Source organism: Paraburkholderia suaedae, assembly GCF_040812055.1.
Taxonomy (GTDB): domain Bacteria; phylum Pseudomonadota; class Gammaproteobacteria; order Burkholderiales; family Burkholderiaceae; genus Paraburkholderia.
Genome location: NZ_JBFOAH010000009.1, coordinates 164,005 through 189,728, shown reverse-complemented (window position 1 = coordinate 189,728; position 25,724 = coordinate 164,005). Strand labels below are relative to the sequence as shown.

At 66.4% G+C, this 25,724-nt stretch carries 22 protein-coding genes; 11 read left to right on the top strand and 11 right to left on the bottom strand.

From position 1 onward, the window contains the following. Positions 1–77: 77 nt before the first annotated feature. The 3 genes from dcd to apbC all read right to left on the bottom strand — a co-directional run bounded on the left by dcd (position 78) and on the right by apbC (position 2,713). Positions 78–647, bottom strand: a complete 570-nt coding sequence (gene dcd, locus ABQJ48_RS15395; protein WP_367838863.1) for a dCTP deaminase — start codon at positions 645–647, stop codon at positions 78–80. Positions 648–970: 323 nt separating this feature from the next. Beyond that, the gene (locus ABQJ48_RS15390) at positions 971–1,504 is read right to left on the bottom strand and encodes a superoxide dismutase family protein (RefSeq protein ID WP_367838862.1); all 534 of its coding nucleotides are present in this window, start codon (positions 1,502–1,504) and stop codon (positions 971–973) included. 120 nt (positions 1,505–1,624) lie between these two features. After that, positions 1,625–2,713, bottom strand: a complete 1,089-nt coding sequence (apbC, locus tag ABQJ48_RS15385) for an iron-sulfur cluster carrier protein ApbC (protein WP_367838861.1) — start codon at positions 2,711–2,713, stop codon at positions 1,625–1,627. Positions 2,714–3,059: 346 nt separating this feature from the next. Between apbC and ABQJ48_RS15380 the strand changes: the two genes are divergently transcribed. Beyond that, the gene (locus tag ABQJ48_RS15380) at positions 3,060–3,713 is read left to right on the top strand and encodes a YiaD family glycine zipper/OmpA-like lipoprotein (protein ID WP_367838860.1); all 654 of its coding nucleotides are present in this window, start codon (positions 3,060–3,062) and stop codon (positions 3,711–3,713) included. Positions 3,714–4,098: 385 nt separating this feature from the next. Then, positions 4,099–6,246 carry a methionine--tRNA ligase gene (gene metG, locus ABQJ48_RS15375; RefSeq protein WP_367838859.1) on the top strand — a complete coding sequence of 716 codons (2,148 nt, stop codon included), beginning with the start codon at positions 4,099–4,101 and terminating at the stop codon, positions 6,244–6,246. A gap of 285 nt (positions 6,247–6,531) precedes the next feature. Here metG and ABQJ48_RS15370 read toward each other — a convergent pair whose 3' ends face one another. Further along, the gene (locus tag ABQJ48_RS15370) at positions 6,532–11,247 is read right to left on the bottom strand and encodes a translocation/assembly module TamB domain-containing protein (RefSeq protein ID WP_367838858.1); all 4,716 of its coding nucleotides are present in this window, start codon (positions 11,245–11,247) and stop codon (positions 6,532–6,534) included. A gap of 28 nt (positions 11,248–11,275) precedes the next feature. Next, entirely contained in the window at positions 11,276–13,120 is a 1,845-nt protein-coding gene (locus tag ABQJ48_RS15365) for an autotransporter assembly complex protein TamA (RefSeq protein WP_367838857.1), read from the bottom strand. Positions 13,121–13,347: 227 nt separating this feature from the next. Here ABQJ48_RS15365 and ABQJ48_RS15360 point away from each other — a divergent pair, with 227 nt between their 5' ends. From ABQJ48_RS15360 to panD, 4 genes are all read left to right on the top strand, one after another. Beyond that, positions 13,348–13,533, top strand: a complete 186-nt coding sequence (locus tag ABQJ48_RS15360; RefSeq protein ID WP_367838907.1) for a DUF3460 family protein — start codon at positions 13,348–13,350, stop codon at positions 13,531–13,533. A gap of 4 nt (positions 13,534–13,537) precedes the next feature. After that, the gene (locus ABQJ48_RS15355; RefSeq protein WP_367838856.1) at positions 13,538–14,407 is read left to right on the top strand and encodes a segregation and condensation protein A; all 870 of its coding nucleotides are present in this window, start codon (positions 13,538–13,540) and stop codon (positions 14,405–14,407) included. Positions 14,408–14,603: 196 nt separating this feature from the next. After that, positions 14,604–15,437, top strand: coding sequence for a pantoate--beta-alanine ligase (gene panC, locus ABQJ48_RS15350; RefSeq protein WP_367838855.1), 834 nt, complete (start codon positions 14,604–14,606; stop codon positions 15,435–15,437). 30 nt (positions 15,438–15,467) lie between these two features. After that, positions 15,468–15,854, top strand: coding sequence for an aspartate 1-decarboxylase (gene panD / locus ABQJ48_RS15345; protein WP_007175926.1), 387 nt, complete (start codon positions 15,468–15,470; stop codon positions 15,852–15,854). A gap of 205 nt (positions 15,855–16,059) precedes the next feature. Here panD and ABQJ48_RS15340 read toward each other — a convergent pair whose 3' ends face one another. After that, positions 16,060–16,698, bottom strand: coding sequence for a nucleotide-binding protein (locus ABQJ48_RS15340; protein ID WP_367838854.1), 639 nt, complete (start codon positions 16,696–16,698; stop codon positions 16,060–16,062). A gap of 207 nt (positions 16,699–16,905) precedes the next feature. Here ABQJ48_RS15340 and ABQJ48_RS15335 point away from each other — a divergent pair, with 207 nt between their 5' ends. Next, entirely contained in the window at positions 16,906–17,325 is a 420-nt protein-coding gene (locus ABQJ48_RS15335) for a PaaI family thioesterase (protein ID WP_367838853.1), read from the top strand. 142 nt (positions 17,326–17,467) lie between these two features. Here ABQJ48_RS15335 and ABQJ48_RS15330 read toward each other — a convergent pair whose 3' ends face one another. Further along, complete coding sequence (locus tag ABQJ48_RS15330) at positions 17,468–17,884, bottom strand: DoxX family protein (RefSeq protein WP_367838852.1); 417 nt, start codon at positions 17,882–17,884, stop codon at positions 17,468–17,470. Between the two features lie 138 nt (positions 17,885–18,022). Then, entirely contained in the window at positions 18,023–19,501 is a 1,479-nt protein-coding gene (locus ABQJ48_RS15325) for a cobyric acid synthase (RefSeq protein WP_367838906.1), read from the bottom strand. Positions 19,502–19,721: 220 nt separating this feature from the next. On the opposite strand from ABQJ48_RS15325, the gene cobU reads away from it, so the two are divergent. The 4 genes from cobU (at position 19,722) to ABQJ48_RS15305 (ending at position 23,250) form a co-directional block, all read left to right on the top strand. Next, positions 19,722–20,276: a bifunctional adenosylcobinamide kinase/adenosylcobinamide-phosphate guanylyltransferase gene (gene cobU, locus ABQJ48_RS15320; protein WP_367838851.1), complete on the top strand. Its 555-nt coding sequence runs from the start codon at positions 19,722–19,724 to the stop codon at positions 20,274–20,276. Beyond that, positions 20,276–21,211: an adenosylcobinamide-phosphate synthase CbiB gene (gene cbiB, locus ABQJ48_RS15315; protein WP_367838850.1), complete on the top strand. Its 936-nt coding sequence runs from the start codon at positions 20,276–20,278 to the stop codon at positions 21,209–21,211. The genes cobU and cbiB overlap by 1 nt, the downstream gene beginning before the upstream one ends. A 16-nt stretch (positions 21,212–21,227) precedes the next feature. Further along, on the top strand, positions 21,228–22,259 hold the full coding sequence (gene cobD, locus ABQJ48_RS15310; RefSeq protein ID WP_367838849.1) for a threonine-phosphate decarboxylase CobD: 1,032 nt from the start codon (positions 21,228–21,230) through the stop codon (positions 22,257–22,259). A gap of 70 nt (positions 22,260–22,329) precedes the next feature. After that, entirely contained in the window at positions 22,330–23,250 is a 921-nt protein-coding gene (locus ABQJ48_RS15305; RefSeq protein ID WP_367838848.1) for a cobalamin-binding protein, read from the top strand. Positions 23,251–23,256: 6 nt separating this feature from the next. Here the strand turns inward: ABQJ48_RS15305 and cobC are convergent, their stop codons facing one another. Genes cobC through cobT form a run of 3 tightly spaced genes read right to left on the bottom strand, consistent with a single transcriptional unit; the run spans position 23,257 to position 25,721 of the window. Further along, complete coding sequence (cobC, locus tag ABQJ48_RS15300; protein ID WP_367838847.1) at positions 23,257–23,847, bottom strand: alpha-ribazole phosphatase; 591 nt, start codon at positions 23,845–23,847, stop codon at positions 23,257–23,259. After that, complete coding sequence (locus tag ABQJ48_RS15295) at positions 23,832–24,608, bottom strand: adenosylcobinamide-GDP ribazoletransferase (RefSeq protein ID WP_367838846.1); 777 nt, start codon at positions 24,606–24,608, stop codon at positions 23,832–23,834. Before ABQJ48_RS15295 ends, cobC begins: the two co-directional genes overlap by 16 nt. A 51-nt stretch (positions 24,609–24,659) precedes the next feature. Then, positions 24,660–25,721, bottom strand: a complete 1,062-nt coding sequence (gene cobT, locus ABQJ48_RS15290) for a nicotinate-nucleotide--dimethylbenzimidazole phosphoribosyltransferase (protein ID WP_367838845.1) — start codon at positions 25,719–25,721, stop codon at positions 24,660–24,662. Positions 25,722–25,724 lie beyond the last annotated feature (3 nt).

Genomic DNA, 25,724 nt, shown 5'->3' with positions numbered 1-25,724 from the left:
CCAAAAACAACGACCGCTGCATTGCGTGAATGGCAGCGGTCACCTGATGTACCTGGTGGGTCAGTGCGCTGCCGCCGTCACGTCTTGGGCAACGTGACGCCGTGCTGACCTTGATATTTGCCGCCGCGATCCGCGTACGACGTTTGACAAACCTCGTCGCTTTCGAAAAACAGCACTTGGGCCACGCCTTCGTTCGCGTAGATTTTCGCGGGCAAAGGTGTCGTGTTCGAGAATTCGAGCGTGACGTGCCCTTCCCATTCGGGCTCGAACGGCGTCACGTTGACGATGATCCCGCACCGCGCGTAAGTTGATTTGCCCAGACACACCGTGAGCACGGTGCGCGGAATACGGAAGTACTCGACCGTGCGCGCGAGCGCGAACGAATTAGGCGGGATGATGCAGACATCGCCCTTGAAGTCGACAAACGACTTCTCGTCGAAGTTCTTCGGATCGACGATGGTCGAGTTGATGTTCGTAAAGATCTTGAATTCGTCGGCGCAGCGGATGTCGTAGCCGTAGCTCGACGTGCCGTAGCTGACGATCTTCCGGCCGTCTTCGGAGACGCGAACCTGGTCGGGCGCGAACGGCTCGATCATGTTGTGGGAGTCGGCCATGCGCCGGATCCACTTGTCGGATTTGATGGTCATAGGTGAACGCTGCTCGACGTGAATGACAGATGTGTGACGGATAACAACAACCCGGCGCTGCCGGGCGACTTGCGAAGATGGGGCGCCGGCTTCGCCACCCTTTATCGGGTTCACGGCCCGCGCGGCACGACGCGCAACGCTGAACGCAGGACTGAAACGGGCGATGCCGCGGCCTCGGGCCTTGCATTGACCGCTCTGTTGCCGCCGCGCGCCGCAACGAAAGCCGCTCATTTTACGCGATCACGGCGATGCTGCCGCAGGCGCGCTTCGAACGGCCACGCGAGCAACCGGCCACGCGGAGCGGCGAGCCCGCGCTCACCTGCTCACTGGCGAATCACGCCGCATGCGATTGCGGCGCCCGCGCCATGTTGTGGATACGCGTAGGGATCGGTCGCGTCGTGATGCAGCACCACCGCGCGCTGCAACACCGAGCGGATCCCGTCGAGCGATACATCGGGCGCAACGATGAAGCCCGTGGCCATGCCGTTTGCGTCCGCATGAATGTTGGCGAGATCGCCTTCCACGCGTGCCCCCGCTTTCAGACGCTCGGCGGCCGGCGAGAACACCTGGCCCGTGCTGGAGCCGTCGGCGGCATTGCAGTCGCCCCGCTCGTGAACCTGCAGCGCGTGATCGCTATTGGGCGCCATGCCCGCGAGATTGTAGGAGACCTGCACACCGTCCGAGCGCTCGATAAACGTCACGAGACCGCGCGCCTGATTGCCCACGGTGGGGAGCAATTGTGCGTCGGCGCGTTTTTCCTGTGGTCTCAGGAACACGCTGCAACCGCATAACAGCACGCTGCTGGCAGCCATGACAATGAACGCCTGCACCGCCTGCCCGTCGATTCGTTTTCCCATGCGATCCTCTTGTCGGCCTGGCGCCCGCCCCTGCGGGCGCCGAGCCGAACCTGTGAAGTCGACATGATACCGCGAGACCAGGCGCAAATAGACGCCTCGGCCCCTTGTCCGAAAGGCTGCTCAGGTGTTCTGCACAACGATGTTGGGAAACTTCGACGTCATGTCGCGAGCCCGCTTGGCGATATGGATCGCCACCTTGCGCGCGATCGAGCGGTAGATTTGCGCAATCCGCCCATTCGGGTCCGCCACGACGGTGGGCTTGCCCGAGTCGGCCTGCTCGCGGATGCGGATGTCGAGCGGCAGGCTGCCGAGCATCTCGACGCCGTATTCCTTGCCCATCCGCTCGCCGCCGCCAGCGCCGAAGATAGGCTCTTCGTGGCCGCAGTTCGAGCAGATATGCATGCCCATGTTCTCGACGATGCCGAGGATCGGAATGCCCACCTTCTCGAACATCTTGAGACCCTTCTTCGCGTCGAGCAGCGCGATGTCCTGCGGCGTCGTGACGATCACCGCGCCCGTCACCGGTACGCGCTGCGACAGGGTCAGCTGGATGTCGCCGGTGCCCGGCGGCATGTCGACGATCAGGTAATCGAGGTCCTGCCAGTTCGTCTGACGCAACAGCTGTTCGAGCGCGGACGTTGCCATCGGGCCGCGCCACACCATCGGGTTGTCCTGCTCGATCAGAAAGCCGATCGAGTTGGCTTGCAGGCCGTGGCCGGTCATCGGGTTCATCGACTTTTCGTCGGGCGACTCGGGACGGCCGGTGATGCCGAGCATCATCGGCAAGGACGGGCCGTAGATGTCGGCGTCGAGCACGCCCACCGATGCGCCTTCGCTCGCCAGCGCCAGCGCCAGATTGACGGCGGTGGTGCTTTTGCCGACGCCACCCTTGCCGGACGCCACCGCAACGATGTTCTTCACGCCCGGCAGCAGCTTGACGCCGCGCTGCACGGTATGCGCGGCGATCTGCTGGGACACCTCGACGCGCGCGTTCGCCACGCCCGGCACCGCGCGCAGCGCCTCGGCGAACTGCGTGCGGATCGCGTCGAACTGGCTTTTCGCCGGATAGCCCAGCACGACCTGCAGACCGACGGTAGCGCCTTCCACGGTTACGTTGCGGATATTCTTAGCGGCCGCGTACGGCAAGCCGGTGTTGGGGTCAGTGACAGCTGCGAGGGCAGCGTCGACCAAAGCCCGATCGATACTCATTAGCACTCCGTGGGGACACGTTCTGGCGCGGTAGATTCGCTGTCTCAGCCGCGCGCGGGAATTTGAAAAAAATTGTTAGTCGACATTGCGAAAACCCGGCCCGCCGGGCACCCTTCCGCCAGGCGCGACGCCTTGGGGCCGTACCATTCTGCACTTCAAGCGTTATTGTAGTGGCTGACGCCCGGCGCTGCCGGAAGACCCTTCTTCGCTGTCGGACCGGCCCAGCAAAGACCTCCCGTTGCTGTAGCGAGGGGGCTTGGGCTCCTATCCGTCAACTTCGCTGAATAATTGGACCGTGCACTCGCTGCCTGCGAGTGTGTTCGCTTCACTTAAGAGGAATGCAACAATGAATGCAAAAATCATGACCCGCCTGGCTGTGTTCGCCGTCGCGGGCTCCGTGCTGGCTGGCTGCGCCACTGAACAGGGCACCAATACCGCGGTCGGTACAGGCGTAGGCGCCGGCACCGGCGCGGCGCTCGGGGCGATCTTCGGCGGCGGGAAGGGCGCGGCGATCGGGGCGGGCGTCGGCGCCGCGGTGGGCGGCGTGACCGGCTACAACTGGCAAAACATTCACAACCGCCTGTCGGGCGCCACCAAGGGCACCGGCACGCAAATCACCGAGCAACCGGACGGCTCGCTCAAGCTCAATATCCCGAGCTCGGTCACGTTCGACACCAGCAGCTACGCGGTCAAGCCATCGTTCGCGCCTGTGCTCGACCAGCTTGCGCAAACGCTGCAGCAGAATCCGGAAGTGGTCGCCTCCGTGGTCGGCCACACGGACAGCACCGGCTCGCCGCAATACAACCAGACGCTGTCGGTCAATCGTGCGCAAAGCGTGACGGGCTACCTCGCGCAACGCGGGATCGCGCCGCAGCGCCTGTCGGCAACCGGCATGGGCCCGAACCAGCCGATCGCCGACAACAGCACCGAAGCCGGCCGGGCGGCGAACCGTCGCGTGGAAATCTACCTGCGCGCCACCGCGCAGCACGCAACGCAATAAGGACTGCACTTCAGGAGCGTGACCGAGCCGGGCGCCGGGGCTTGCCCGCACCGTCCGGCGCGGCCGTGAAGGCGCCCACACGAAATCCTGCACGGGCACGAAAAAAATTCGAACTCTGCCGGAAATCCGCGGTCTCTCTTTACGGTACGTGGCTGGCGAAGCCGCCGCGTCACCATTCTCCTCTTGTCGTTGTTGCTCCGGGGTCTAACCACCCCGGTTTTTTTTGGGCGCTCGATTTTCGCCGCTCGGCGTTCCCGCTGCCGGCTTTCGCGAATCACGTCCGTGCACGCCACCGCGGCCCGCTACGCGCCCGCCCAGCCGATCTCGCGGGCGGCCGCCCTGCTAGAATCAACCTTTCGTCCCACCGCAGGCTCCCACCATCCTTATGTCAGCACCCGCCACCGATCTCTCCGCAGGCGCGCCGTCGAGCCGTCGCCAGATTCTCGTCACGTCGGCCCTTCCGTATGCGAATGGGCAAATCCATATCGGCCACCTGGTCGAATATATCCAGACGGACATCTGGGTCCGGACGTTGCGAATGCACGGTCATGAGGTCTATTACGTGGGCGCCGACGACACCCATGGCACCCCGGTCATGCTGCGCGCGGAAAAAGAAGGCGTGACGCCGAAACAGCTGATCGAGCGCGTGTGGCAGGAGCATAGGCGCGACTTCGACAGCTTCGGCATTTCATTCGACAACTACTACTCGACCGATTCCGAAGAGAACCGCGTTCTCAGTGAAAACGTCTATCTGGCGCTCAAGGAAGCGAACCTGATCGACGCGCGCGAGATCGAACAGGCGTACGACCCGGTCAAGGAAATGTTCCTGCCGGACCGCTTCATCAAGGGCGAGTGCCCGAAATGCGGCGCAAAAGACCAGTACGGCGACAGCTGCGAAGTGTGCGGCTCGACCTATCTGCCCACCGAACTGGTGAATCCGTACTCGGTCGTCTCGGGCGCCACTCCCATTCGCAAGACCTCGACGCACTACTTCTTCCGGCTGTCCGATCCGCGCTGCGAGAACTTCCTGCGCGCGTGGGTCGGCGGCCTCGCGCAGCCGGAAGCCACCAACAAGATGCGGGAATGGCTCGGCGACGCCGGCGACGCCAGGCTCGCCGACTGGGACATCTCCCGCGACGCGCCCTACTTCGGCTTCGAGATTCCTGGCGCGCCGGGCAAGTATTTCTACGTGTGGCTGGACGCGCCGGTCGGCTACTACGCGAGCTTCAAGAACCTCGCCGAACAGCGCGGGCTCGACTTCGACGCGTGGGTTCGCCGGGGTTCGAAGGCCGAGCAGTACCACTTCATCGGCAAGGACATCCTGTATTTCCACACGCTGTTCTGGCCGGCCATGCTGGAGTTCTCGGGGCACCGTACGCCGACCAACGTGTTCGCGCACGGCTTCCTGACTGTCGACGGCGCGAAGATGTCCAAGTCGCGTGGCACCTTCATCACCGCGCAAAGCGTCGTGAACACGGGCCTGAATCCCGAATGGCTGCGCTACTACTTCGCGGCCAAGCTGAACAGCACGATGGAAGATCTCGACCTGAACCTCGACGACTTCCAGGCGCGCGTGAACAGCGATCTGGTCGGCAAATACGTGAACATCGCGAGCCGCGCGGCCGGGTTTCTGTTCAAACGGTTCGACGGCCGCGTGCAGGACAGCGCGATGCAGCATCCGCTCCTGGCCACGCTGCGCGCCGCGCTCCCGCACATCGCCGCGAACTATGAAGCGCGCGAGTACAACCGCGCGCTGCGCCAGACCATGGACCTGGCCGACGCCGTCAACGCGTACGTCGACACGTCCAAGCCGTGGGATCAGGCAAAAGACCCGGCGAACGCCGTCGCGCTGCATGAAACCTGCAGCGTCAGCCTGGAGGCGTTTCGCCTGCTGTCGCTCGCGCTCAAACCCGTGTTGCCGAAACTGGCCGAAGCGGTCGAGGCTTTTCTCGGCATCGCGCCGCTGGTCTGGGCGGACGCCAACGTGCCGCTCAGTTCCACCCGGCCGATCAACGCATACACGCATCTGATGACGCGCGTCGATCCGAAGCAGATCGAAGCGCTGCTCGCGGCCAATCGCGATTCGCTGCTGGCCACGCCGGAAGCGGCGCCGCCCGCCGACGCGAAGTCCAAGGCGAAGGCCAAAGCCGCGGCGGCGGCGGCTGCGCCTGCCAACAACGACGAAACGCCCGGCGTGATTTCGATCGACGACTTCGCGAAGATCGATCTGCGCATTGCGAAGATCGTCGACTGCAAGGCCGTGGAAGGCTCGGACAAGCTGCTGCAACTCACGCTCGACGTCGGCGAAGAGAAAACCCGCAACGTGTTTTCCGGCATCAAGTCGGCGTATAGGCCGGAGCAACTGGTCGGCAAGTTGACCGTGATGGTCGCGAACCTCGCGCCGCGCAAGATGAAGTTCGGCCTGTCCGAAGGGATGGTGCTGGCGGCCTCGGCCACCGACGAAAAGGCCGAACCGGGCCTGTACGTGCTCGAACCGGATAGCGGCGCGAAGCCGGGGATGCGTGTCAAGTAGCGGGCGCTGACGTCGGTTGCGGGTAGTTGCGCCGCGAACCCCGCATGAAAACGGCAGGCTGTGAAAAGCGTGCCGTTTTTTTTCGGACGCGTGCTATTTCCGGGCGCGGGCGGCGGGTAGCGGGCGGCGGATGGTGTGGCGGGCCTCGCACCTCGCACCTCGCACCTCGCACCTCGGGCCTCGGGCCTTGCACCTCGGGCTGCCGAGCTGCCGAGCTTCGGTATCCGGATCCCTGGCTACAGGCCTCAATCTAGGGCTACGGGCCGCGCACACCCCACTGCGCCATCACCACAAAGATTTAAACCGGTCGAACCGCCGCGTGTACAGCACATTAGCCCCATAGAACGTGCCGCCGTACGCGACCACCGACCAGTAGCGCGTCAGATTGATCGTCGCCTTGATTGCGTTGCTGGCCGACTGCAACCCCTGCTCATAGCCGATCACGAGCCACTCATTGATCGCCTTCGACACCATCACCACCTGCGGATCGGTCAGTCCGACTTCGCTGCGCCCAATCGAAAACTCGTCGAGCCCGACAGTCTGCGCGATCCGCTGGCCGGTCGTGCTGCCGAGCAGCGCGAGGGCCGTCGTCATCGTGCTTTGCTGGCCGAGGTTGTTGCCCTGATCGGTGCCGTGGCCGAACAGCAGCCACGAGAGCTTGTCGTTGTCGGGCACGTTCGGCTCCGACACCAGTCGCGCCACCGGCATCTGCGCGGTGCCCGTCACCTGCACGCCTGCCTCGACCTGCTGGTTGCGGCGCATCGCCAGAATGTTGATACCGGGGTTGGTCACCGGACCGTTGAACGTGAAAAAGCCGTTTTCGATGGAGAGCTTTCGGCCGAACGCGGTGTACGTCGAACCCGGCGTGACGCGTACGTTGCCGACTGCGCGCAGCGGCACGTTCGGCGCGCTGATCGCAGTGATCGTGCCGGTCAGGCCGAGATCGGCGCCGCGCGCGCGGAAGCGGAAGTCGTTGCCCAGACTCAGCTCGATATTGGCACGTGGCGCGAACGGGCTCACCGGCTGCGGGCCGCCCGCCACCGGACGCGGCCGGCCGCCCGACACGGTGCCATCCGGACGGATGACCGCCACGTCGTCACCCAGGCGCGGCGCGGCCTGCTCGGGCAGATCGAACAACGCGTGATCGACGACGAATTTGCCGTTGATTGCCAGGCCGCGCTCCGCGCCGCCGTTGGCGATGCTGGCGCTGCCCGAGAGCGACAGATTACGGTCCGGCGCCGCGAACAACTCGAGTTTGTCCGCGACGATGCTCGCGCTCAGATCGGGCTCCGCGCTGTCCAGTCGCACGCGGCCGGTGGCGCGCAGGGTGCCGCTTGCGCCGTGGAACTCGACCTGCTGGAAGTCGACCAGATTCTGCGAAAGCGCGATGCGCACGACGCCGTCCTTGAGTTGCACGCCCTGGTCGACGACGGTCGCGGATAGCCCATCGCCGGCCAGCAAGCCGCTCAGACTCGGCCTCGCGACCGTGCCGGCGAGCGCCAGCCTGAGCGAGAGGTGCCCGTCGAGCAGGTAGCTCGGGCCCAACAGCCCGCCGGTCGTTTTCAGCGACGGCACATCGGCTTTCACGTTGCCCGCCAGCGCGCCTTCCTCGTTGAACGTCAGCAGGCCGTCGCGCATGACCAGCGTGGTGTGCGCGTCGGCATCGATCACGCCGACCCGGCTCGCCTGCGCGTGCAGCGTCGCGTTGAGCCGGTTGCCGCCCGTAAAATCGGCGCGCGCGCTGATGTCGCCGATTCCCAGCGACGCAAGGCCGCGGCCGATTTCGACGGTCACGTCGCCGCCGCGGCGCCGCAACTGGATATGGCCGGTGGCGGTGGCGCCCAGCGAGAAGTCCCAGTCGCCGTCGAACACCAGATCGGTCCTGACGGGCGGCGGTTCTCCAGTGATTTCATGCCGCAGCTGCTGCAGGCGCGCAAGCGAAACGTCTGTCAGGCTACCCGCCGACTGGATCTTGCCGTGATCGAACGCGAACGATTTCAGGCTCAGCACCGCGCCTTCGATCGTCAGGCGGGTCGCGCCGAGCGTCAGCCGGCGCGGCGCGGCGCTCACCGCGAGCGGCGACTCGAGATTGAGCGCCGGCGTGCCGCGGTTTTGCAGGCGCGTCACCGTGCCGTCCCAGCGCGTGCCGTCGCGCGCTTCGGTCAGTTTGCCGTTGGCCGCGAGCGTCAGATCCAGCGGACGGCCCTGCAGCTTGCCGGTCGCGGCGGCTTCGAGCGCGTGATTGGCGCGCGTGCCGGACAGCCGCGCCGTGAGCGTGGCCAGATCGACGCCGCCCGCGCTGACATTGCGCGCGTCGGTGGTAAAAGCGAGCGCGCCGTTCGCGCCGTCGCGCAACTCCGCGTGGCCTTGGGCATGGCCGACACGATTGCTGCCGAACACGACGCTTTCGGCCCGATAGTTCAGCAGGACGTTCGGATGCGCGAACGAACCGGTGAGGTCGCCATCGGCGGCTACGAGGCCCGCGAGGCCGAAGCCGAGCCGCTCGAGCTGCGGTGCATCGACGCGAAACCGCAGCCGGTCGCCGCTCGCGCCGAAGCTGCCCTGCAGATCGACCTGGTTGCCCGCCACCGACAGATTGGCATGGCTCGGCAAGATCCGCGAGCCGGCCAGCTGGATCGTGCCGCCACCGGTCAGCGGCAGGTTGTCGTAGACGCTCGGGCCGAGCCTGAATTCGGCCTTGGTGGTAAAGACCGGGCCGAGCACGCCGGCCGCGGTGAGCGTGCCGTTCACGCGCGCTTCGATCTTGCGTGCGGGCGGCGCGGGCGGGGCGCCCCGTCCCGGGCGGCGAGCGGGCGGCGGCGTTTTGCGCTCGATCACTTCCGTCTGCACGGCGGCTTTGGCGGTGTTTTTCGCGATCGCGGCGGCCTGGTCGCCGGGCGCTGCGCTTTTTGCGCCGGCTGTGGTGCCCGCCTGGGCCACGGTCCGCGCGGCCTGCGCGGTCCGCGCGGGTTGCCCGCCGCCCGCCGCCGGGGACGGCCCGGTAACCGGCGTGCGCGCGGGCATCTGCGAGGTCAGCGTCAGCGGATCGAAATCCGTCAGTTCGGCCTTCAGGTTATACGTGGAATTGGGGTCGTGCTTGAGCGCGCCGGACAGGTCGATGCGCCCGCGGCCCGACGTGATGCGCACGTCGTTGAAACTCATGCGCGCCGGGTCGAAAGTTACCTTGCCCTGCGCGCGCAACGCGGCGCGCGGGTCGGCGAGATCGAGCGTGAGGCTCTGAATGTCGTCGTTCAGGCGGATGCCGACCGAGCCAGAGAGTTGCGTGGGCCGCACCGTCGCTTGCAGCGCGTTGAGGTCGAGTCCCGCGACGCGCAGGTCCAACTGACCTCGCCGGCCCGTCAAGCTGCCGCCGCCGGTGATCGTCGCATTTTTGACGATCCGCACGTTCAGATTCGACAGATGCTGCGCGTGGGCGTCGAGCCGCACATCGGCATTGGCGTCGATGAGCGGCAGCAGTTTCTGGTCGATCGCGCCGGGCTTGGCGTTGACGATGGACACATGCCCGGCGACCGCGAAACCGGCCGCGCGTTGGCTGTCGGTGTCAGACTCGGCAACGTGCGTGCCGTGGCCGGTAGTGGAAGGCTGCGCGGGGCCGGCTGCGTTGCCGGCGGCAGGCGTGCCGGTGAGCGCCGCGGCAGCGGCAGCAGCTTTGCCGGCGCTTGCTGGCGCCGTCGAGCCACTGGCCGTCGCCGCAAAGCTGCCATCGGCCCTGCTCGCTGCACCGCTCGCGCCGCCCGCCGCAGCACTCTTCGCGCTGCTCACCGCACGGCTGCCGCGGGCCACCACAGCACCGTTGGCTGTGATGGCCGCACTGCTCGCACCGCCCCTCAGAGCGCCATTCGCGGCGCTCGCCGCACCGCTCGCGCCGCCCACCGCAGCGCCGTCGACACCGCTCGCCGTCCCACTGCGCCCGCCCACCGCAGCGCCGTTGACACCGCTCGCCGTCCCACTGCGCCCGGCCGCCCCAGCGCCGCTGGCGGCACCCTCCGCCTTACCCTCATTCGCCCGTGCTCCACCCTGCGCCACCGGCTGCAAATCCGCGCGCACCGCCAGATCGGCCAGCGGCGCGCCCGGCGCGAAGGCTTGCGGATTGACGTGATCGAAGGTCAGTGTCGCGCGTTGCAGCGGGACGGCGCCGAACGGCGTGGCCTCGACCCGCGCGTGGCCAGCGAGCTTCATGCCGCTCGCGTCGAGTTCGGCGACAAGCTGTTCGAGCGAGCCGCTCAGGTGGCCGCCCACCGCTACGGCCTCGTTGTTGACCTTGCCCGAATAGCCGACCTCGCCGGTGAGCGGAAACGGCCGCAAGCCGTCGAGCCTCAGCGACGCCGTCACCGCCCCGAACGGCGTATCGAGCCGTTCGATCGCGGCCTCGTGATGGCGCCCGTCGCTGCGTCCATGAAACACGAAATGCGACAGCTCGGTCGTCGACGTGCCCTGATGCAGCAGCAGCGTGTCGACCTGCACGTCGCGAATGTCGAGTTGCATCGGCAAGCGCAGGTCCTGCGGCAGCTTGAGCGGCTTGCTGCTCGACGAGGAGGCGCCGATATGCGCGTCGATCGTGCCCACGTGCAGGTAGTCGACGGTGAAGCGCCAAGGCGCACGCGCAAGCGCCCAGCGGCCCGCCACATGGTCGATCTGGATGTCGGTGCCGGTGCCGTCCAGACTGCGCCAGCGCACTTGTCGCAGTTGCACGCCGTTGGCCAGCGTGCCGCCCTCCAGCGTGCCGCCGAGCTTGCCGCCCAGCAGTTTGACCGCCGCCTGCCACGCATAGGCGGTGCCGCGCTCGGTGGTCAGCGCGCCGTACAGCAGGCCAACCGCCAGCGCCAGCAGCACCACCAGCACCGCCAGCGTCGACAGGAACGTTTTCAGCAGCACGCGGCCGAGCCGGCGCGTGCGCGGCGGCCCGGAGGGCGGCTGCTGGCCAGGCGGGCTGGCGCCAGGCGGCTGCGCGGATGGGGGGTCGGCTGCGTCCTTGCTCATGCGCGGTTCGTACCAAAGCGGTTTTTCATCAGAAGGCGATGCCCAGTGTCAGATAGGGCCGCACGCTGTGGTTGCGGATTCCGTAGGCAACGTCCACATTGACCGGGCCGACCGGGCTGCGCCAGCGCGCCCCCACGCCGACGCCGGGGTAAAAGACCTTTTGTCCCCAGGTGTCGGTGGCCGTACCGATGTCGAAGAAGACGGCGCCGCCCCAATCGTGCGAGAACCAGTGCTGATACTCGGCCGCCCCCGTCAGCAGATATTTGGTCGGCAGCACCGAACCGCCGACGTTGTTGCCGATGCTCTGAAAGCCGTAGCCGCGCACCGAGTTCGATCCGCCCGCGCGGAACAGCAGGGAGGCCGGAATGCCGCTCGAACTGCCGCTCGTGAACACGCCGCCCAACTCGGCGCGCAACAGCACGATGTCGTCGTTGCCGATCGGCAGGTATTGCTGGCCGCGCGCGTAGCCGCGGATGAAGGTCTGTTCGGTCAGTATGCCCTTGATCGCAAAGCCCGCCTCCACGTGCACGACGTTGCCACGGCGCGGGAAGAGCGGGTCGTCGGTGTCGCGGCGAGTCCACGACCAGGCCGGCACCAGCGCATGCGCCGTGGTGGGCGGCGCCGTGTTCTGGTCGAGCCGGTCCTGATAGAACAGGAGCGAGTAGTTGTAATCGAGGAACTGCGCGGTGCGCGCGCGCTGCACACCGCCGCGGATGCTGTAGATGCGCGTGTCGGAGACGTCCGTGGTGGTGTAGGACGCCAGCGCGCTATTGGTCCATGCGCGTGGCCCCGGCGGCATCGACAGCTGGATTTGCCCGTACTGCTGGGTCTGGTCGGCGCGGCCCTCCACCGTAAAGGGCCACGCCTTGCCGAACGTGTTCAGATACGAGTACGCGCCCTGCACGAGCGCGCCGTTGTCAGTGGAATAACCCACGCCGCCGCGAAAGCTGTGAAACGGAAATTCGGACACCTTCACGTGGATCGGCGTGTCCATCGGCTTGGCCGGGTCGTTGTCGAGGTCGATTGCGACGCTCGCGAAGTACGGCGTGTTCTGCAACTGCCGCTGCAGTTCGGCGACGCTGCGCGTGTCGTAGATGTCGCCGGGGGAAATCGGATTGACATTGCGCACGATCCATTCGGGATAGCGCCGCGTGCCCGACACGTCCAGTTGGCCCATCGTGAAGGTCGGCCCGCTATCGTAGATGACCGACAGTTTGGCTTCGCGCGTGCGCGGATCGATCAGCGCCTCGGAGTGATAGATCTTCGCGGCGAGATACCGGCGCGACTGTAGCGCCCGCAGCGACGCGTTCTTCGCGTCGTCCCAGCCGCCCTGCGTGAACGGCTGGCCTTCGTGCAGCGAGAACGCGAAGCGCGTAGCGTTTTCCTGTGTCTTGTCTTCGGTGAGCACTGCGCCGCGAAACGTCAGTTCGACCGACTTGACGATGGTTTGCGGCCCGGGATCGACGTTCACTGTGACGCGGCGCGTGTTGTCGACGGTGCGCACGTCGGTGCGCACGACCGGCGTGAAATAGCCCTGCGTCGCGGCCAGATCGCGCACCTGCTGCGGCGTGGCGGTAATCAGGAACGCGAACTGGTCGTCGCTGATGTCGGGCCGTTTGGCGAAGCGGGCAATATCGAGATGCTGCTCGAGCAGTTTGCGCAGCGAGCGCGGCGTGGCCACCACATCGACCTTGTAGCTGGGCGTCGCGCGCGCGGCTTGTGCTGTGCCGGCAACCAGCGCCAGCGCGACGATGCCGAAGGCCAGCCACGCCCGCAGCCAGCCTGACGCTTGCGCTGGCCGGGCAGCGCACCCGTGCCTCCAACCGGCATTTTCTTGCCGCCGATGCGGCTTGTCGATCGAACATCCCGCCAAACAGGACCTCCGGCCTCGGTTGATAAATTCTTCGTTTTGCCCGGCCGCGTGGCGGCGGGCAAGGCATGCTATTTGACCACATCGGAGCGATCGCGAGCCTCTCAAAAAGGAGCGCCGCCGCCGTTTTTAGACCGCGCGCGGCGCATGCGGTAAAATTCCCCGGTAACGGCACCGTCTCGCGTTTTCGCCGGGCAGAGCCCACCTCATCCACCCACGGACGTCGAGCCATGTATCAATCGGACATCACCCAGTTCCTGAATCAGCTCAAGCAACAGAAGCCCGATCTGGAAGCCGAGCAACGCCGCGGCCGCGCGCTGCTGTGGGACAAGCAGCCGGTCGATCTGGAAGAACGCGCCGAGCAGAAAGCGTCGCGCGTAGAACAGACGCCCTACGCTTACTATCAAAACTTCTAAGCGCGTGAGCCACGCCGACGAGGCGCACGGCGCGGCCCCGGCCGACGCCACACTCGCCGCGCCCACCACCGATTCGACGCCCGACACCGTCGACGGCATTGCGTTTGCGCGTCTATACGGCGAGCCGCTCTTCAAGCTGCCGACGGACCTGTATATCCCGCCGGACGCGCTCGAGGTGTTTCTCGAAACCTTCGAAGGGCCGCTGGATCTGCTGCTGTACCTGATCCGCAAGCAGAACTTCAACGTGCTCGACATCCCGATGGCGGACGTCACGGTCCAGTACCTCGGTTACGTCGACCAGTTGCGTCAGACCAATCTCGAACTCGCCTCCGAATATCTGCTGATGGCCGCGATGCTGATCGAGATCAAGTCGCGCATGCTGCTGCCGGTCAAGAAGGCCGACAGCGGCGACGAGGCCGAAGACCCGCGCGCGGAACTGGTGCGCCGCCTGCTGGAGTACGAGCAGATGAAGCTCGCCGCGCAGCGCATCGACCAGTTGCCGCAACTCGGACGCGACTTCCTGCGCGCCGAGGTCTATATCGAGCAAAGCATCACGCCGCGCTTTCCCGACGTGAACAGCGAAGACCTCCGCGCCGCGTGGGCCGACGTGATCAAGCGCGCGAAGCTGGTGCAGCATCACAAGATTTCGCGCGAGGAGCTGTCGGTGCGCGAGCACATGAGCTCGATCCTGCGGCAGTTGCAGAACGCGCGCTTTATCGAGTTCTCCGACCTGTTCGACACCACGCGCGGCGTGCCGGTGGTGGTGGTGAATTTCATCGCCGTGCTCGAGCTATGCCGCGAATCGCTCGTCGACATCACCCAGGCCGAGCCGTTTGCGCCTATCTACGTGCGCCTTGGCTATCTGCCGGCCTGAGACCGGCGCCGTGCCATCCGGCACCGGAGCGGCGCGTGCCGCCCCGCTTCGCTTGAGTCCGGTGCGCCGAGCGCACAAATCCACTACAATCGCGCGCTGAAAACCCGTCATCCGTCACGAGGCGGCGGCCCGCGCGATTGCCTGAAGTCTTGCGCCAACCGAGTCGCGCGCCGCGCGAGGAAATTTCAGTCCGATCATGAAAGTCATCAGCTCGATCCATGAATTGCGCGACCAGTTGCGCGGCCAGAATCGCACCGCCTTTGTGCCGACCATGGGCAATCTGCATGAGGGCCATCTGTCGCTGATGCGTCTGGCGCGCCAGCATGGCGACCCGGTGGTGGCCAGCATCTTCGTGAACCGGCTGCAGTTCGGCCCGAACGAAGATTTCGACAAATACCCGCGCACGCTCGAAGCCGACATCGACAAGCTCCAGAAAGAAGGCGTCTACGTGCTGTTCGCGCCGACCGAGAAAGATCTGTATCCGGAGCCGCAGGAGTATCGCGTGCATCCGCCGCATGATCTGGGCGACATCCTCGAAGGCGAATTCCGCCCCGGTTTTTTCCAGGGCGTGTGCACCGTGGTGATGAAGCTGATGTCGTGTGTGCAGCCGCGCGTCGCGGTGTTCGGCAAGAAGGACTATCAGCAGCTGATGATCGTGCGCCGCATGTGCCACCAGTTCGCATTGCCGACCGAGATCGTCGCCGCGGAAACCGTGCGCGACGCCGACGGCCTGGCGCTCAGCTCGCGCAACCGCTTCCTGCAGCCCGCGGAACGCACCGAAGCGCCGATGCTGGCCACGGAACTGAACCGCGTACGCGACGCGGTGCTCGCCGGTGAGCGCGACTTCGCCAAAGTCGAACAGGCGGCGATGGCCGCGCTGGCCGCGCGCGGCTGGCAGCCGGACTACGTCGCGGTGCGCAAGCGCTCGGACCTCCTTCCGCCCGGCGCGCAGGACGCCAACGCGCAACTGGTCGTGCTGGCCGCGGCGAAGCTGGGCGCGACGCGACTGATCGACAACCTCGAAATCTGAAGCCTTAACTGACGCCACACAGGATCGGTCATGCAACGCAACATGCTGAAGTCGAAGATTCACCGTGTCGCGGTCACGCACTGCGAGCTGCACTACGAAGGCTCGTGCGCGATCGACGAAGACTTGCTGGAAGCGGCGAACATCGTCGAAAACGAACGGATCGACATCTGGAACATCAACAACGGCGAGCGCTTCTCGACCTACGCGATCAAGGGCGAACGCGGCAGCGGCATGATCTCGCTGAACGGCTCTGCCGCGCGGCGCGCGCAGCTGGGCGATCTGGTGATCATCGCGGCGTTTGCGGTGGTCGATGAAGCGGAATTGAAGGCAGGCTGGAAGCCGGACCTGGTGTTCGTCGACGACAACAACAGGATCAAGGGCAGCCGCGACCACGTGCCGACGCAGAACTGGACGTGAAAAACGGGACGTCAATCGGCCAGCAGTTGCTCGTTTCAGCCCCTCTCTAGCCGCTTACCGGGCATCTCTCGCATGCACGTTGTTTGACACGCCGGCCTGGCGCGTTAATTGACACAAGTTCGGCAGGTTGGCCAGCTTGCCCGCATGAGGGCCCGGCAAGACTAGCGGCTGGCTCCGGCAGCCACGGCCGCTCGTCTACCCCGCTTCAACGCTTCTTGCCGCCGCCGTTGGTCCAGTCGAGGATCGGCTGCCATTGCTCCAGATCTTTCTCCACGCGGCTTTTCGCGACGTCCCACAGGGTCAGGCCGTGCGCCGCCAGTTGCACGTAGTTCTGCGTGTCGCGCAAAAAACCCAGCACCGGCAGATTCAACCCCTCGACAAAACGATGCAACTGCTCCGCCGAGCGCGTGCGCGCGTCGACGCGCATGCCCACCACGCCGATTTCGATCGCCCCTTTCCTGACCGCTTTTTCCTTCGCCAGTCGCTCGAGAAAGTCCTGCGTGGCGAGAATGTCGAACATGGATGGCTGCAGCGGCACGATCACTTTGTCGGCGAGGTCCAGCGCGATGCTCAGGCGATTACCGTGCAAGCCGGCCGGCGTATCGACGACCGCATGCTCCAGACCCTTGGGCGGTTTGGCCGGCGCGTCCTGATTGACTGCCCAGCTTTCGATGGCCGGCAGCGTGTCGGGGCGCAGCGCCAGCCACCCCTGCGCGGACTGCTGCCTGTCGAGGTCGGCCAGCGCAACCCATTCGCCGGCCGCCGCGAAATAGCCGGCCAGATTGGTTGCTAGCGTGCTTTTACCCACGCCGCCCTTCGGATTCGCCACCACGATCACCGTCATGAGTTCTCCCGGAAAGAAGGCTGGGCTCCGCCAGCCGGTTTGCCGCGCTTTTACTGTGACTTGCGCCGGCGGGCTCAGATCCGTGCATTTGCAGATCACCCGCCGATCCAGCCGTTGATAATATCGACAAATGCAACGCGGCGAAGCCCCCAACGGCGAATCGACCGCTTTACCCTGCAGGTTTTTTTCATCAAGGACCCCAAAGTCATGACCCAGCTCCGCCCGGAATACACGATCGAAAGTCTGCACGAACGCCAGCGAGGCAAGCTGCCTGGCTGGCTTGGCCTGCGTGTGCTGTCCCTGGAAGAGGGGATGCTGAGCGCGGAGTTGACCGTGCGCGAAGAGTTGCTCGCGCCGAACGGCTTTTTGCACGCGGCCAGTGTGATCGGTCTGGCCGACAGCGCCTGCGGCTACGCGTGCCTTGCGCATTTGCCGCAGACGGCGCGCAATTTCACGACGATCGAGCTGAAGAGCAACTTTATTGGCACGGCGACCGAAGGGGTCATCCGCGCGGTGGCGAGGGGCGTGCACCTGGGGCGCAGCACACAGGTCTGGGACGCCACGGTGACCGGTCCGAACGGCAAGACCATGGCTCTCTTTCGCTGCACGCAGATGGTGCTGTATTGACGACGACAGGCCCCGTGCGCTGCGCTGCGGTAGCGAGAGGCCTTCGTCTGGGACCGTTGAGCCGCTTTCGGGTCAATGGTCAATTGCGGGGCTCGGCAGTGGCAAGCAGCATGGTCGACTGCTTGCCGTAGCGGCCCAAAGATCAAGCAACCGCCGCGCGTGGCGCCTTCGCGGCGCTGATTGCCAGCGCACCGCCGCCGAGCAGCGCCTGCACCACCAGCGTCACCGCCCAGAACGCCGGATATTCCCAGCCGCCGTTCGGCGAAGCGAAGCCCCAGCCGTTGTGCAGATGCGCCGACATCGCGCCGAGCATGAACGGCAGCAGCACCAGCGCGACCCAGCGCACCTGCACCCCGAGCAGCAGCGCGACGCCGCCAAGCAGTTCGACGAATGCCGTGAGATAGCCGAGCCACCCCGGCAAGCCGAGCGACACGAAGAATTGCGCGGTGCCGGGCAGCGTGAAGACAAAAATCTTTTGCAGACTGTGGGCGAGATAGAGCACGCTCAACGCAACGCGAAGCAGTAGCGCGGCCAGATCGGGGGAGCGGTTCGAGTTCATGAAGAGTCCTTGATAAGGGGACGGCCGGCAGCCGTCGATGGCATGAACTCTATTCGAACCGCTCGAATCGAAAAACAGTTGCCAATAGTTTAATTACTTCCCCATACGATTGAATCGCGGCGTTCCGGCTGACCGCCATCAACCGATCGCCGCAAAAAGCTTCCCGAGATCGAGGTGCGCGGCAAGGGTGTCGGCCAGCCGATCCAGCGACGCTTCACGCAACGCCGGATAGTCGAGTTCGTCCGCATCCGCCAGCCCCGCCCACGCAAGCAACGCGGCGCACGCGGACGGTGTGTCGAACAAGCCGTGCACGTAGGTGGCGAGAAGCTGGCCGTCGGCGGAGATCGCGCCGTCCGGATGCGCATCGCGCGCCTCGTGCGCCGCCTGTGCCGTTTCCAGTTGCAACGCGGGCGCGTCGAGTGCCGGGCCGCGCGTCTCCCCCATGTGAATCTCGTAGCCGACCACGTCGGGCGAACCGGGCAATGCCAGGCGCCCGGTCACGTTCTTCAGCGTCTTCTCGCGCGTGAGCACCGTCGAGTAATCGAGCCAGCCGAGCCCCGCCGACGTCCCCGGGGCGCCTTCCACGCCGTGCGGATCGGCCACTTCGCGCCCCAGCATCTGCATTCCGCCGCAGATGCCGATCACCCGTCCGCCGTAGCGCAGGTGCTTTTGCAACACCGCGTCCCAGCCCTGCTCGCGCAGGAACGCCAGATCGCCGCGCACGTTTTTCGACCCAGGCAGAATGATCAGATCGGCCGGCGGCGGTGGCGTGCCGCTTCGCACGTAGTGGAAGTCGACCTGCGGATGGGCGCGCAACGCGTCGAAGTCCGTGTGATTACTGATGTGCGGCAGCACCGGCACGACCACCCGCAGCATTCTTTGCGCTCCGCCGCGGTGCGCGGCGCGCAGCTCGGGCGGCAGCATGTCTTCCGCGTCGAGCGTCAGCCCGTGCAGATACGGCACGACGCCGAGCACCGGCTTGCCGGTTTTCGCTTCCAGCCAGTCCAACCCCGGCTGCAGCAAGCCGATGTCGCCGCGAAAACGGTTGATGACGAAGCCGCGTACACGCGCCTGCTCGCTTGCCGACAGACACGCCAGCGTGCCGGTCAGATGCGCGAACACACCACCGCGGTCGATGTCGGCCACCAGCACCACCGGACAATCGACGGCTTGCGCGAACCCCATGTTGGCGATGTCGCGCTCGCGCAGATTGATCTCGGCGGGACTGCCCGCGCCTTCGACGAAGATCGTGTCGTAAGCCGCTTGCAGACGCGCATAGGAGGCGAGCACGGCCTCGAACGCGACCGGTTTGTAGTCGTGATACGCGCGCGCATCGAGATTCATGCGCGCCTTGCCGTGGATGATCACCTGCGCGCCGCGATCGCTGGTGGGCTTGAGCAGCACCGGGTTCAGATCGGTGTGCGCGGCAATCCCGGCGGCCACCGCCTGCAGCGCCTGCGCGCGGCCGATCTCGCCGCCGTCGACTGTCACCGCGCTGTTGAGCGCCATGTTCTGCGGCTTGAACGGCGCGACCCGCACGCCCGCCCGGCGCGCAAGGCGGCAGAGGCCGGCGACCAGCGTGCTCTTGCCGGCGTCGGACGTGGTGCCCTGGATCATCAGCGTGCCGCGCGGCACGTGGATCGCGTCGGGCGGGGTCGGGGTTGCAGTCGGAGCGGGCGAGTCGGTCACGGTTGTGGGGATTCAGCGGTGAGAAAGCGTTAGAGCCAGTGGCAGTGAACGAAAGGCGAAGCGGCAACGAAGCCGCAACGACCCAACATCAAGCCCGCCGCATTATCCCATCGCGCCGCCCGGCGCTGCACGCCGGTACAATCGCACGATGATTCCCCGCGACCTCACCTTCGTTCTCGGCGGCGCCCGTTCGGGCAAGAGCGTGCACGCCGAGCAGCTCGCCAGCGACAGCGCCCTTCCCGTCACCTACATCGCCACAGCCCGCATCGCCGACGACGCCGAATTCAGCGCGCGCATCGCGCATCATCGGGCACGGCGTCCCGCACAGTGGCGCCTCGTCGAAGCGGACGCCGATCTCGCCGGCGCGCTCAGACAAACGGACGCGCCCGCCCAGTGCGTGTTGATCGACTGCCTGACGCTGTGGCTCGCCAACCTGCTGTGCCCTGCCGAAGGTGAAGCGCTGCCGCTCGCTGACTATGACGCGCAGGTCGCCGCGCTCGAAGCGGCGCTCACCGCCGCGCGCGGCAAGGTGATCGTGGTCAGCAATGAAATCGGCCTGGGCGTGGTGCCGCTCGGCGCGGCCACGCGTCGGTTCGTCGACGAGCTCGGCCGCCTGAACCAGCGCATCGCCGGATTGAGCACGACCGCCACGATGATGGTCGCGGGCTTGCCGCTCGCGTTGAAAACAGCAGGCCGCGCGTGATGCTCTCGCTTCCTTTGATCGCGACGTTGGCGACCGCGGGCGTCACCATCGACCGCTGGTTCGGCGAACCGCGCGCGGCGCATCCGCTGGTCGCGTTCGGCCGCTGGGCGAAGCGCCTGGATCAGCGCTTCAACACGGGCCGGCGCTTGCGGCTCAAGGGTCTCGCCGCGTGGGGGCTGGCAGTGCTGCCGCCGGTGCTGATCGCGTGGTGGCTGGTCGCGGTGCTGCCGTTGCTTGCGGCCTGCGCGGTGCATGTCGCTTTGCTGTGGTTCGCGCTCGGCGCGCGCAGTCTGCACGATCACATCGCGCCGATCGCGCGGGCTCTTGCCCAACGCGATCTCGCGCAAGCGCGCCACTTGACCGCGCAGATCGTCTCGCGCGACACGACCCAGGCCGATGAAGCCGCGCTCGCGCGCGCAGCCGTCGAATCCGCGCTCGAAAACGGCAACGACGCGATCTTCGGCGCGCTGTTCTGGTTCGCGATCGCCGGTGGTCCCGGCGCGCTCGGCTTTCGCCTCGCCAACACGCTCGATGCGATGTGGGGTTACCGCACGCCGCGCTATCGCCGCTTCGGCTGGGCCGCGGCGCGCCTGGACGACCTGCTCAACTGGATTCCCGCGCGCCTGACCGCCGCGAGCTATGCACTGCTCGGCGACACGCACACCGCCTGGCGTTGCTGGCGCGAGCAGGCGCCGCGCTGGGACAGTCCGAATGCCGGCCCGGTGATGGCGGCCGGCGCGGGCAGCCTGAACGTGCTGGTCGGCGGGCCGGCGGTCTATCACGGCACGCTCGAATACCGTCCGACATTGGGCTTCGGACATGCCGCCAAGGCAACTCACGTGACGGCCGCGCTGGCGCTGGTCGAACGCACGATCATTCTGTGGCTGGCGGTGTTGATCGTGCTTGCATTGCTGAGTGTGCCCTTTCATGGTTGATCGCATGGCTGACCCGATGAGCAGTGCGATAAACGGCGCGGTGGTTCACGGCGGCAATCTGCATGAAGCCGCCGAGCGCTACGGCATTGCGTACGCGCAGTGGCTCGACCTGTCGACCGGAATCAATCCGCACGGCTACCCTGTGCCGCCGGTTCCCGCCGATGCCTGGCGCCGCCTGCCCGATGAAGGCGACGGCTTTGCCGCCTGCGCCGCGCGCTATTACGGCGCGCCGGATGCGGCGCACGTGCTGCCGGTCGCCGGCAGCCAGGCGGCGATTCGCGCGCTGCCTGCGCTGTTGCCGCGCGCGACGGTCGGCATCGCACCGCTCACCTACGGCGAATATGCACCGGCTTTCGCACGGGCCGGCCATCGCGTCGCGGCGCTCGACGTGCGCTCGGACAGCTTGCCGGACGCGCTGACTCACGCAATCATCGTGAATCCTAACAATCCGACAGCCGAGCATCTGAGCGCCGCGAAGCTGCTGCATTGGCATGCGCAGTTGCGCGCGCGCGGCGGCACGCTGCTGGTGGACGAAGCCTTCGCCGATACGATGCCGGCCGCGTCCGTCGCGGCCAGCACGTATCTGGACGGGCTAATCGTGTTGCGCTCGCCGGGCAAATTCTTCGGACTCGCCGGTGTGCGCGCGGGCTTCGTGCTCGCTGCGCCGGCGTTGCTCGGCGCGTTGCGCCGTTCGCTGGGCGCGTGGACGGTTAGCGGACCGGCCCGCCATGCGGTCACAGCCGCCTTCGCCGACGCAGCATGGCAGCGGCAAATGCGCACCCGGCTGCATAGCGAAAGCACGCGTCTGACCGCGCTTTTGCTTGCGCGAGGTTTCGCGACGCACGGCACGCCGCTCTTCGCATGGACCGACGACGCGCGCGCCGCCGCCCTGCATGAAGCATTGGCGCGACGCGGCGTATGGACGCGGCTGTTCGCGCCGTCGGGCAGCGTGCGTTTCGGCTTGCCCGCGAGCGATGATGAATGGGCGCGCTTCGACGCAAGCTTGCGCGCAGCGGTGCAGGCAATCGACCCCGCGCGAGCCGTTTGACACGATGCCGCGTGCTCCCGTTGGCTGGCTCTTCCCCGCGCGCGCCGCGCGCTTTCAACCCTTGCGCCCGATGACCCCTCTCGCCCGCCTGGTCCCCGCTTTCATCGCCGTCGCTCTGTGCGCGATCTCGCTGCATGCGCACGCCGCCATCACCGTCACCGACGACACCGGCGCAACCGTCACGCTGCCCGCACCGGCACAACGCGTGATCAGCCTCGCGCCGCACGTCACGGAACTGCTGTACGCAGCGGGCGGCGGCGCAAAGATAGTCGGCGCCGTGTCGTATAGCGACTACCCGCCTGAAGCGAAGCAACTGCCGCGCGTCGGCGACAACAAGGCGCTCGATCTGGAGCGTATCGTCGCGTTGCGGCCCGATCTGATCGTCGTGTGGCGGCACGGCAATGCACAGCAGCAACTCGATCGTCTGCGCGAATTGCACGTGCCACTGTTCTTCAGCGAGCCCCATCACCTGGACGACGTGGCGGTGTCGTTGACGAAGCTCGGACAATTGCTCGGCACCTCACCTGCCGCAGGTACGGCGGCTGCCGCCTATCGTCGCGACATCGCACGCCTGCGCGCGCAGTATGCGAACCGGCCGCCCGTGAGCGTGTTTTACCAGGTGTGGAACAAGCCGTTGATGACGCTCAACGGCGAGCATATGGTCAGCGACGTGATCACGCTGTGCGGCGGGCGCAACGTGTTTGCAGCACTCGAGCCGCTGGTGCCGACGGTCTCGACAGAAGCGGTGCTCGCCGCGAACCCCGAAGCGATCGTCACCTCCGCGCCCGGCGCAACGCAGCCCGACACGGGCCTGCCGCAGCTCGACACATGGCGCGCATGGCCGGGCCTGACGGCGGTCATGCGCAACAACCTGTTCGCAATCGACGGCGATCTGATCAACCGTCCGGCGCCGCGCATCGTGGAGGGCGCGCGGCAGCTTTGCGTGGACCTGGAAACGGCGCGTTCGCGCAGAACGCCCGCCGCGCAGTAAACCAGCTCACGCGTTCCAGCGCGCCAACGCCCACTGTTGGGATTCGTCGTCGCGACGCAGCCAGACCATCCCGGCCATGTCGAGCGACCATCTCAGGCAGCGCTCCAGCGGCATGTTCAGCACCAGCGACGCGATCACCCGCATCACGCCCGCGTGCGTGACCACGTACGCGGGCGACAACTCGCGCGTTTGCGAGAACGCGTCGAGCCACGCGCGCACCCGGGCGACGAATTGCGCGACGCTCTCACCCCCATGCACGCGAGCATGCTCGAAATTGGCGGCCCATTGGTCGAGCAGCGTGCGGTCGATCGCATCCCAGCGCTGTGCCTCCCAAGTGCCGAAATTCATCTCCTTGAGCCGGTCGTCGTGACTGAGCACGCAGCCGAAGTCGCTCGCCATCTCGGCGGCCAGCGCCGAGCAGCGCGTCAATGGACTCGACATCAACACGCGTGGCGCCGGCACCTGCAGTTTCGCGAGCTTCAGCGCGAGCGCGCTCGCCGAGATGTCGGCGGCGGCGGCGAGCGCCACATCGCTATGGCCGTAGCACACGCCCGCATCGAGCGCGACGGCCGGATGACGAATCAGGACGATATCCATGCAAGCCCCACCAGGTAAATGCTCAATTCGAAAATCTGTTGCGCGAAGCCGAGGCAGTCGCCGGTGTAACCGCCAATGCGTCTGACGAAATAACGGCCCATGAGGAGACGAAGCACCATCAGCACCGCGAAGATCGAGCCTGCGAAGCGCCAATCCGGCACGCCCGGTCCGTTCGGCCACAGCAGCCACGGCAGACCGAACAGCGCCGCGCACAGTAGCGCCGGCCCGCTCAGGCGCTGTGCGACCGGCTTCGCTTTGCCTGCGGCGCGTACGTAGTCGAGCGTGGCCAGATAGCTGATCGCGCTTGCGCGGCTCGCGGCATGCGCGGCAATCATCAGGCTTGCGGCGCGCAGCGGCGGCAACGCCGCTAACGTCTGCCACTTCAGCGCTAGCGCGATCACCAGCGCGATGGCGCCGAAAGCGCCGATGCGTGAGTCATGCATGATGCGCAACGCATCGTCTCGCTTATATGCGCCACCGAACGCATCGACGCAATCGGCCAGACCGTCCTCGTGAAAGGCGCCTGTGAACAGCAGCGACGCGGCCATCGATAGCAGCACCGCCACGCCCGGCGGAAACAGGTGCAGCGCGGCCAGATAGACGAGCGCGCTCAACCCGCCGACAACAGCGCCGACCAGCGGAAAATAGCGCGCCGCCGCGTTCAGGTAGTGCGGTTGGAAGCCGACCCAGCGCGGCACGGGCACCCGCGTGAAATAACCGAGCGCGGTGAAGAAATAGCGCAGTTCCGCGAGCGGGTTCATGAGTGGGTCGTTTGCAGGTTGGTCGAGGTGAAGCGGCGGAGGGCTCGGCACTCATGCTTCACGATTCGCGACGCCGGCCGAATCGAAGCTCGCCATCTCGTTGACGAACGCGACGGCCGCGCGCAGCAGCGGCACGGCAAGCGCGGCGCCGGTGCCTTCGCCGAGCCGCATGTCCAGCGACAGCAACGGCCGCGCGCCGAAGTGATCGAGCATGCGCCGATGCCCCGCCTCGTTCGACGCATGCGCGAACACGCAATACTCACGTACGTTCGGCGCGAGCGCATCGGCGACCAGCAGGGCCGCAGTCGCGATGAAGCCGTCGACGAGGATCGTCATACGCGCTTCGCCGGCGGCGAGATACGCGCCGGTCATCATCGCGATCTCGAAGCCGCCGAAGGTGGCGAGCACCTCGAGCGGACGGATCGCCGCGGCGTGTTGCGCAAGCGCCGACGCCAGCACGTTGCGCTTTTTCGCGAGGCCCGCGTCGTCGAGACCGGTGCCGCGCCCGACGCATTCGTCGATCGGCGCGCCGCACAAGCGGCTCATCAGGCAGGCGGCCGACGACGTATTCGCGATCCCCATCTCGCCGAAACCGATCACGTTGGTGCCGAGCGCCGCGTGGTGGCGCACCCGCGCCGCGCCCGCCTGCAGCGCGGCGAGCGCCTGGGCGGATGTCATCGCGGGCTCATGCGCGAAGTTGCGTGTGCCGCTCGCCACCGGAATGTCGACCAGTCCATGGGTCGACGCGAGCGGCGTGGCGATGCCCGCGTTGACCACTTCCAGTTCGAGACCGGCCACCCGGCTCAACGCATTGATTGCCGCGCCGCCCGCGAGAAAATTGGCGACCATCTGCGCTGTCACCGTTTGCGGATAGGGGCTCACGCCTTCGGCGGCAATGCCGTGATCGCCCGCGAATACGATCATTGCCGGGCGCCGCACGGTAGGCTGCATGCTGCGCTGGATCAGGCCCATCTGAAGGGCCAGCGTTTCGAGCCTGCCGAGACTGCCGGGCGGCTTTGTCTTCGTATCGATGACGTGTTGCAGCTCGGCGCGCAGCGTTTGATCGAGCGCATCGACTTCGGGCAAACCGGCCGGGTAGAGCAAAGAAGTCATGAA

Bases quoted from the DNA above. Each gene is read 5' to 3' on its own strand.
- ABQJ48_RS15370 (WP_367838858.1), bottom strand. From the start codon at position 11,247: ATGAGCAAGGACGCAGCCGACCCCCCATCCGCGCAGCCGCCTGGCGCC.
- apbC (WP_367838861.1), bottom strand. From the start codon at position 2,713: ATGAGTATCGATCGGGCTTTGGTCGACGCTGCCCTCGCAGCTGTCACT.
- ABQJ48_RS15390 (WP_367838862.1), bottom strand. From the start codon at position 1,504: ATGGGAAAACGAATCGACGGGCAGGCGGTGCAGGCGTTCATTGTCATG.
- panC (WP_367838855.1), top strand. From the start codon at position 14,604: ATGAAAGTCATCAGCTCGATCCATGAATTGCGCGACCAGTTGCGCGGC.
- panD (WP_007175926.1), top strand. From the start codon at position 15,468: ATGCAACGCAACATGCTGAAGTCGAAGATTCACCGTGTCGCGGTCACG.
- cobU (WP_367838851.1), top strand. From the start codon at position 19,722: ATGATTCCCCGCGACCTCACCTTCGTTCTCGGCGGCGCCCGTTCGGGC.
- cbiB (WP_367838850.1), top strand. From the start codon at position 20,276: ATGCTCTCGCTTCCTTTGATCGCGACGTTGGCGACCGCGGGCGTCACC.
- dcd (WP_367838863.1), bottom strand. From the start codon at position 647: ATGACCATCAAATCCGACAAGTGGATCCGGCGCATGGCCGACTCCCAC.
- cobC (WP_367838847.1), bottom strand. From the start codon at position 23,847: ATGGATATCGTCCTGATTCGTCATCCGGCCGTCGCGCTCGATGCGGGC.
- metG (WP_367838859.1), top strand. From the start codon at position 4,099: ATGTCAGCACCCGCCACCGATCTCTCCGCAGGCGCGCCGTCGAGCCGT.
- ABQJ48_RS15360 (WP_367838907.1), top strand. From the start codon at position 13,348: ATGTATCAATCGGACATCACCCAGTTCCTGAATCAGCTCAAGCAACAG.
- cobT (WP_367838845.1), bottom strand. From the start codon at position 25,721: ATGACTTCTTTGCTCTACCCGGCCGGTTTGCCCGAAGTCGATGCGCTC.
- ABQJ48_RS15380 (WP_367838860.1), top strand. From the start codon at position 3,060: ATGAATGCAAAAATCATGACCCGCCTGGCTGTGTTCGCCGTCGCGGGC.
- ABQJ48_RS15295 (WP_367838846.1), bottom strand. From the start codon at position 24,608: ATGAACCCGCTCGCGGAACTGCGCTATTTCTTCACCGCGCTCGGTTAT.
- ABQJ48_RS15330 (WP_367838852.1), bottom strand. From the start codon at position 17,884: ATGAACTCGAACCGCTCCCCCGATCTGGCCGCGCTACTGCTTCGCGTT.
- ABQJ48_RS15325 (WP_367838906.1), bottom strand. From the start codon at position 19,501: ATGATCCAGGGCACCACGTCCGACGCCGGCAAGAGCACGCTGGTCGCC.
- ABQJ48_RS15335 (WP_367838853.1), top strand. From the start codon at position 16,906: ATGACCCAGCTCCGCCCGGAATACACGATCGAAAGTCTGCACGAACGC.
- ABQJ48_RS15305 (WP_367838848.1), top strand. From the start codon at position 22,330: ATGACCCCTCTCGCCCGCCTGGTCCCCGCTTTCATCGCCGTCGCTCTG.
- cobD (WP_367838849.1), top strand. From the start codon at position 21,228: ATGAGCAGTGCGATAAACGGCGCGGTGGTTCACGGCGGCAATCTGCAT.
- ABQJ48_RS15340 (WP_367838854.1), bottom strand. From the start codon at position 16,698: ATGACGGTGATCGTGGTGGCGAATCCGAAGGGCGGCGTGGGTAAAAGC.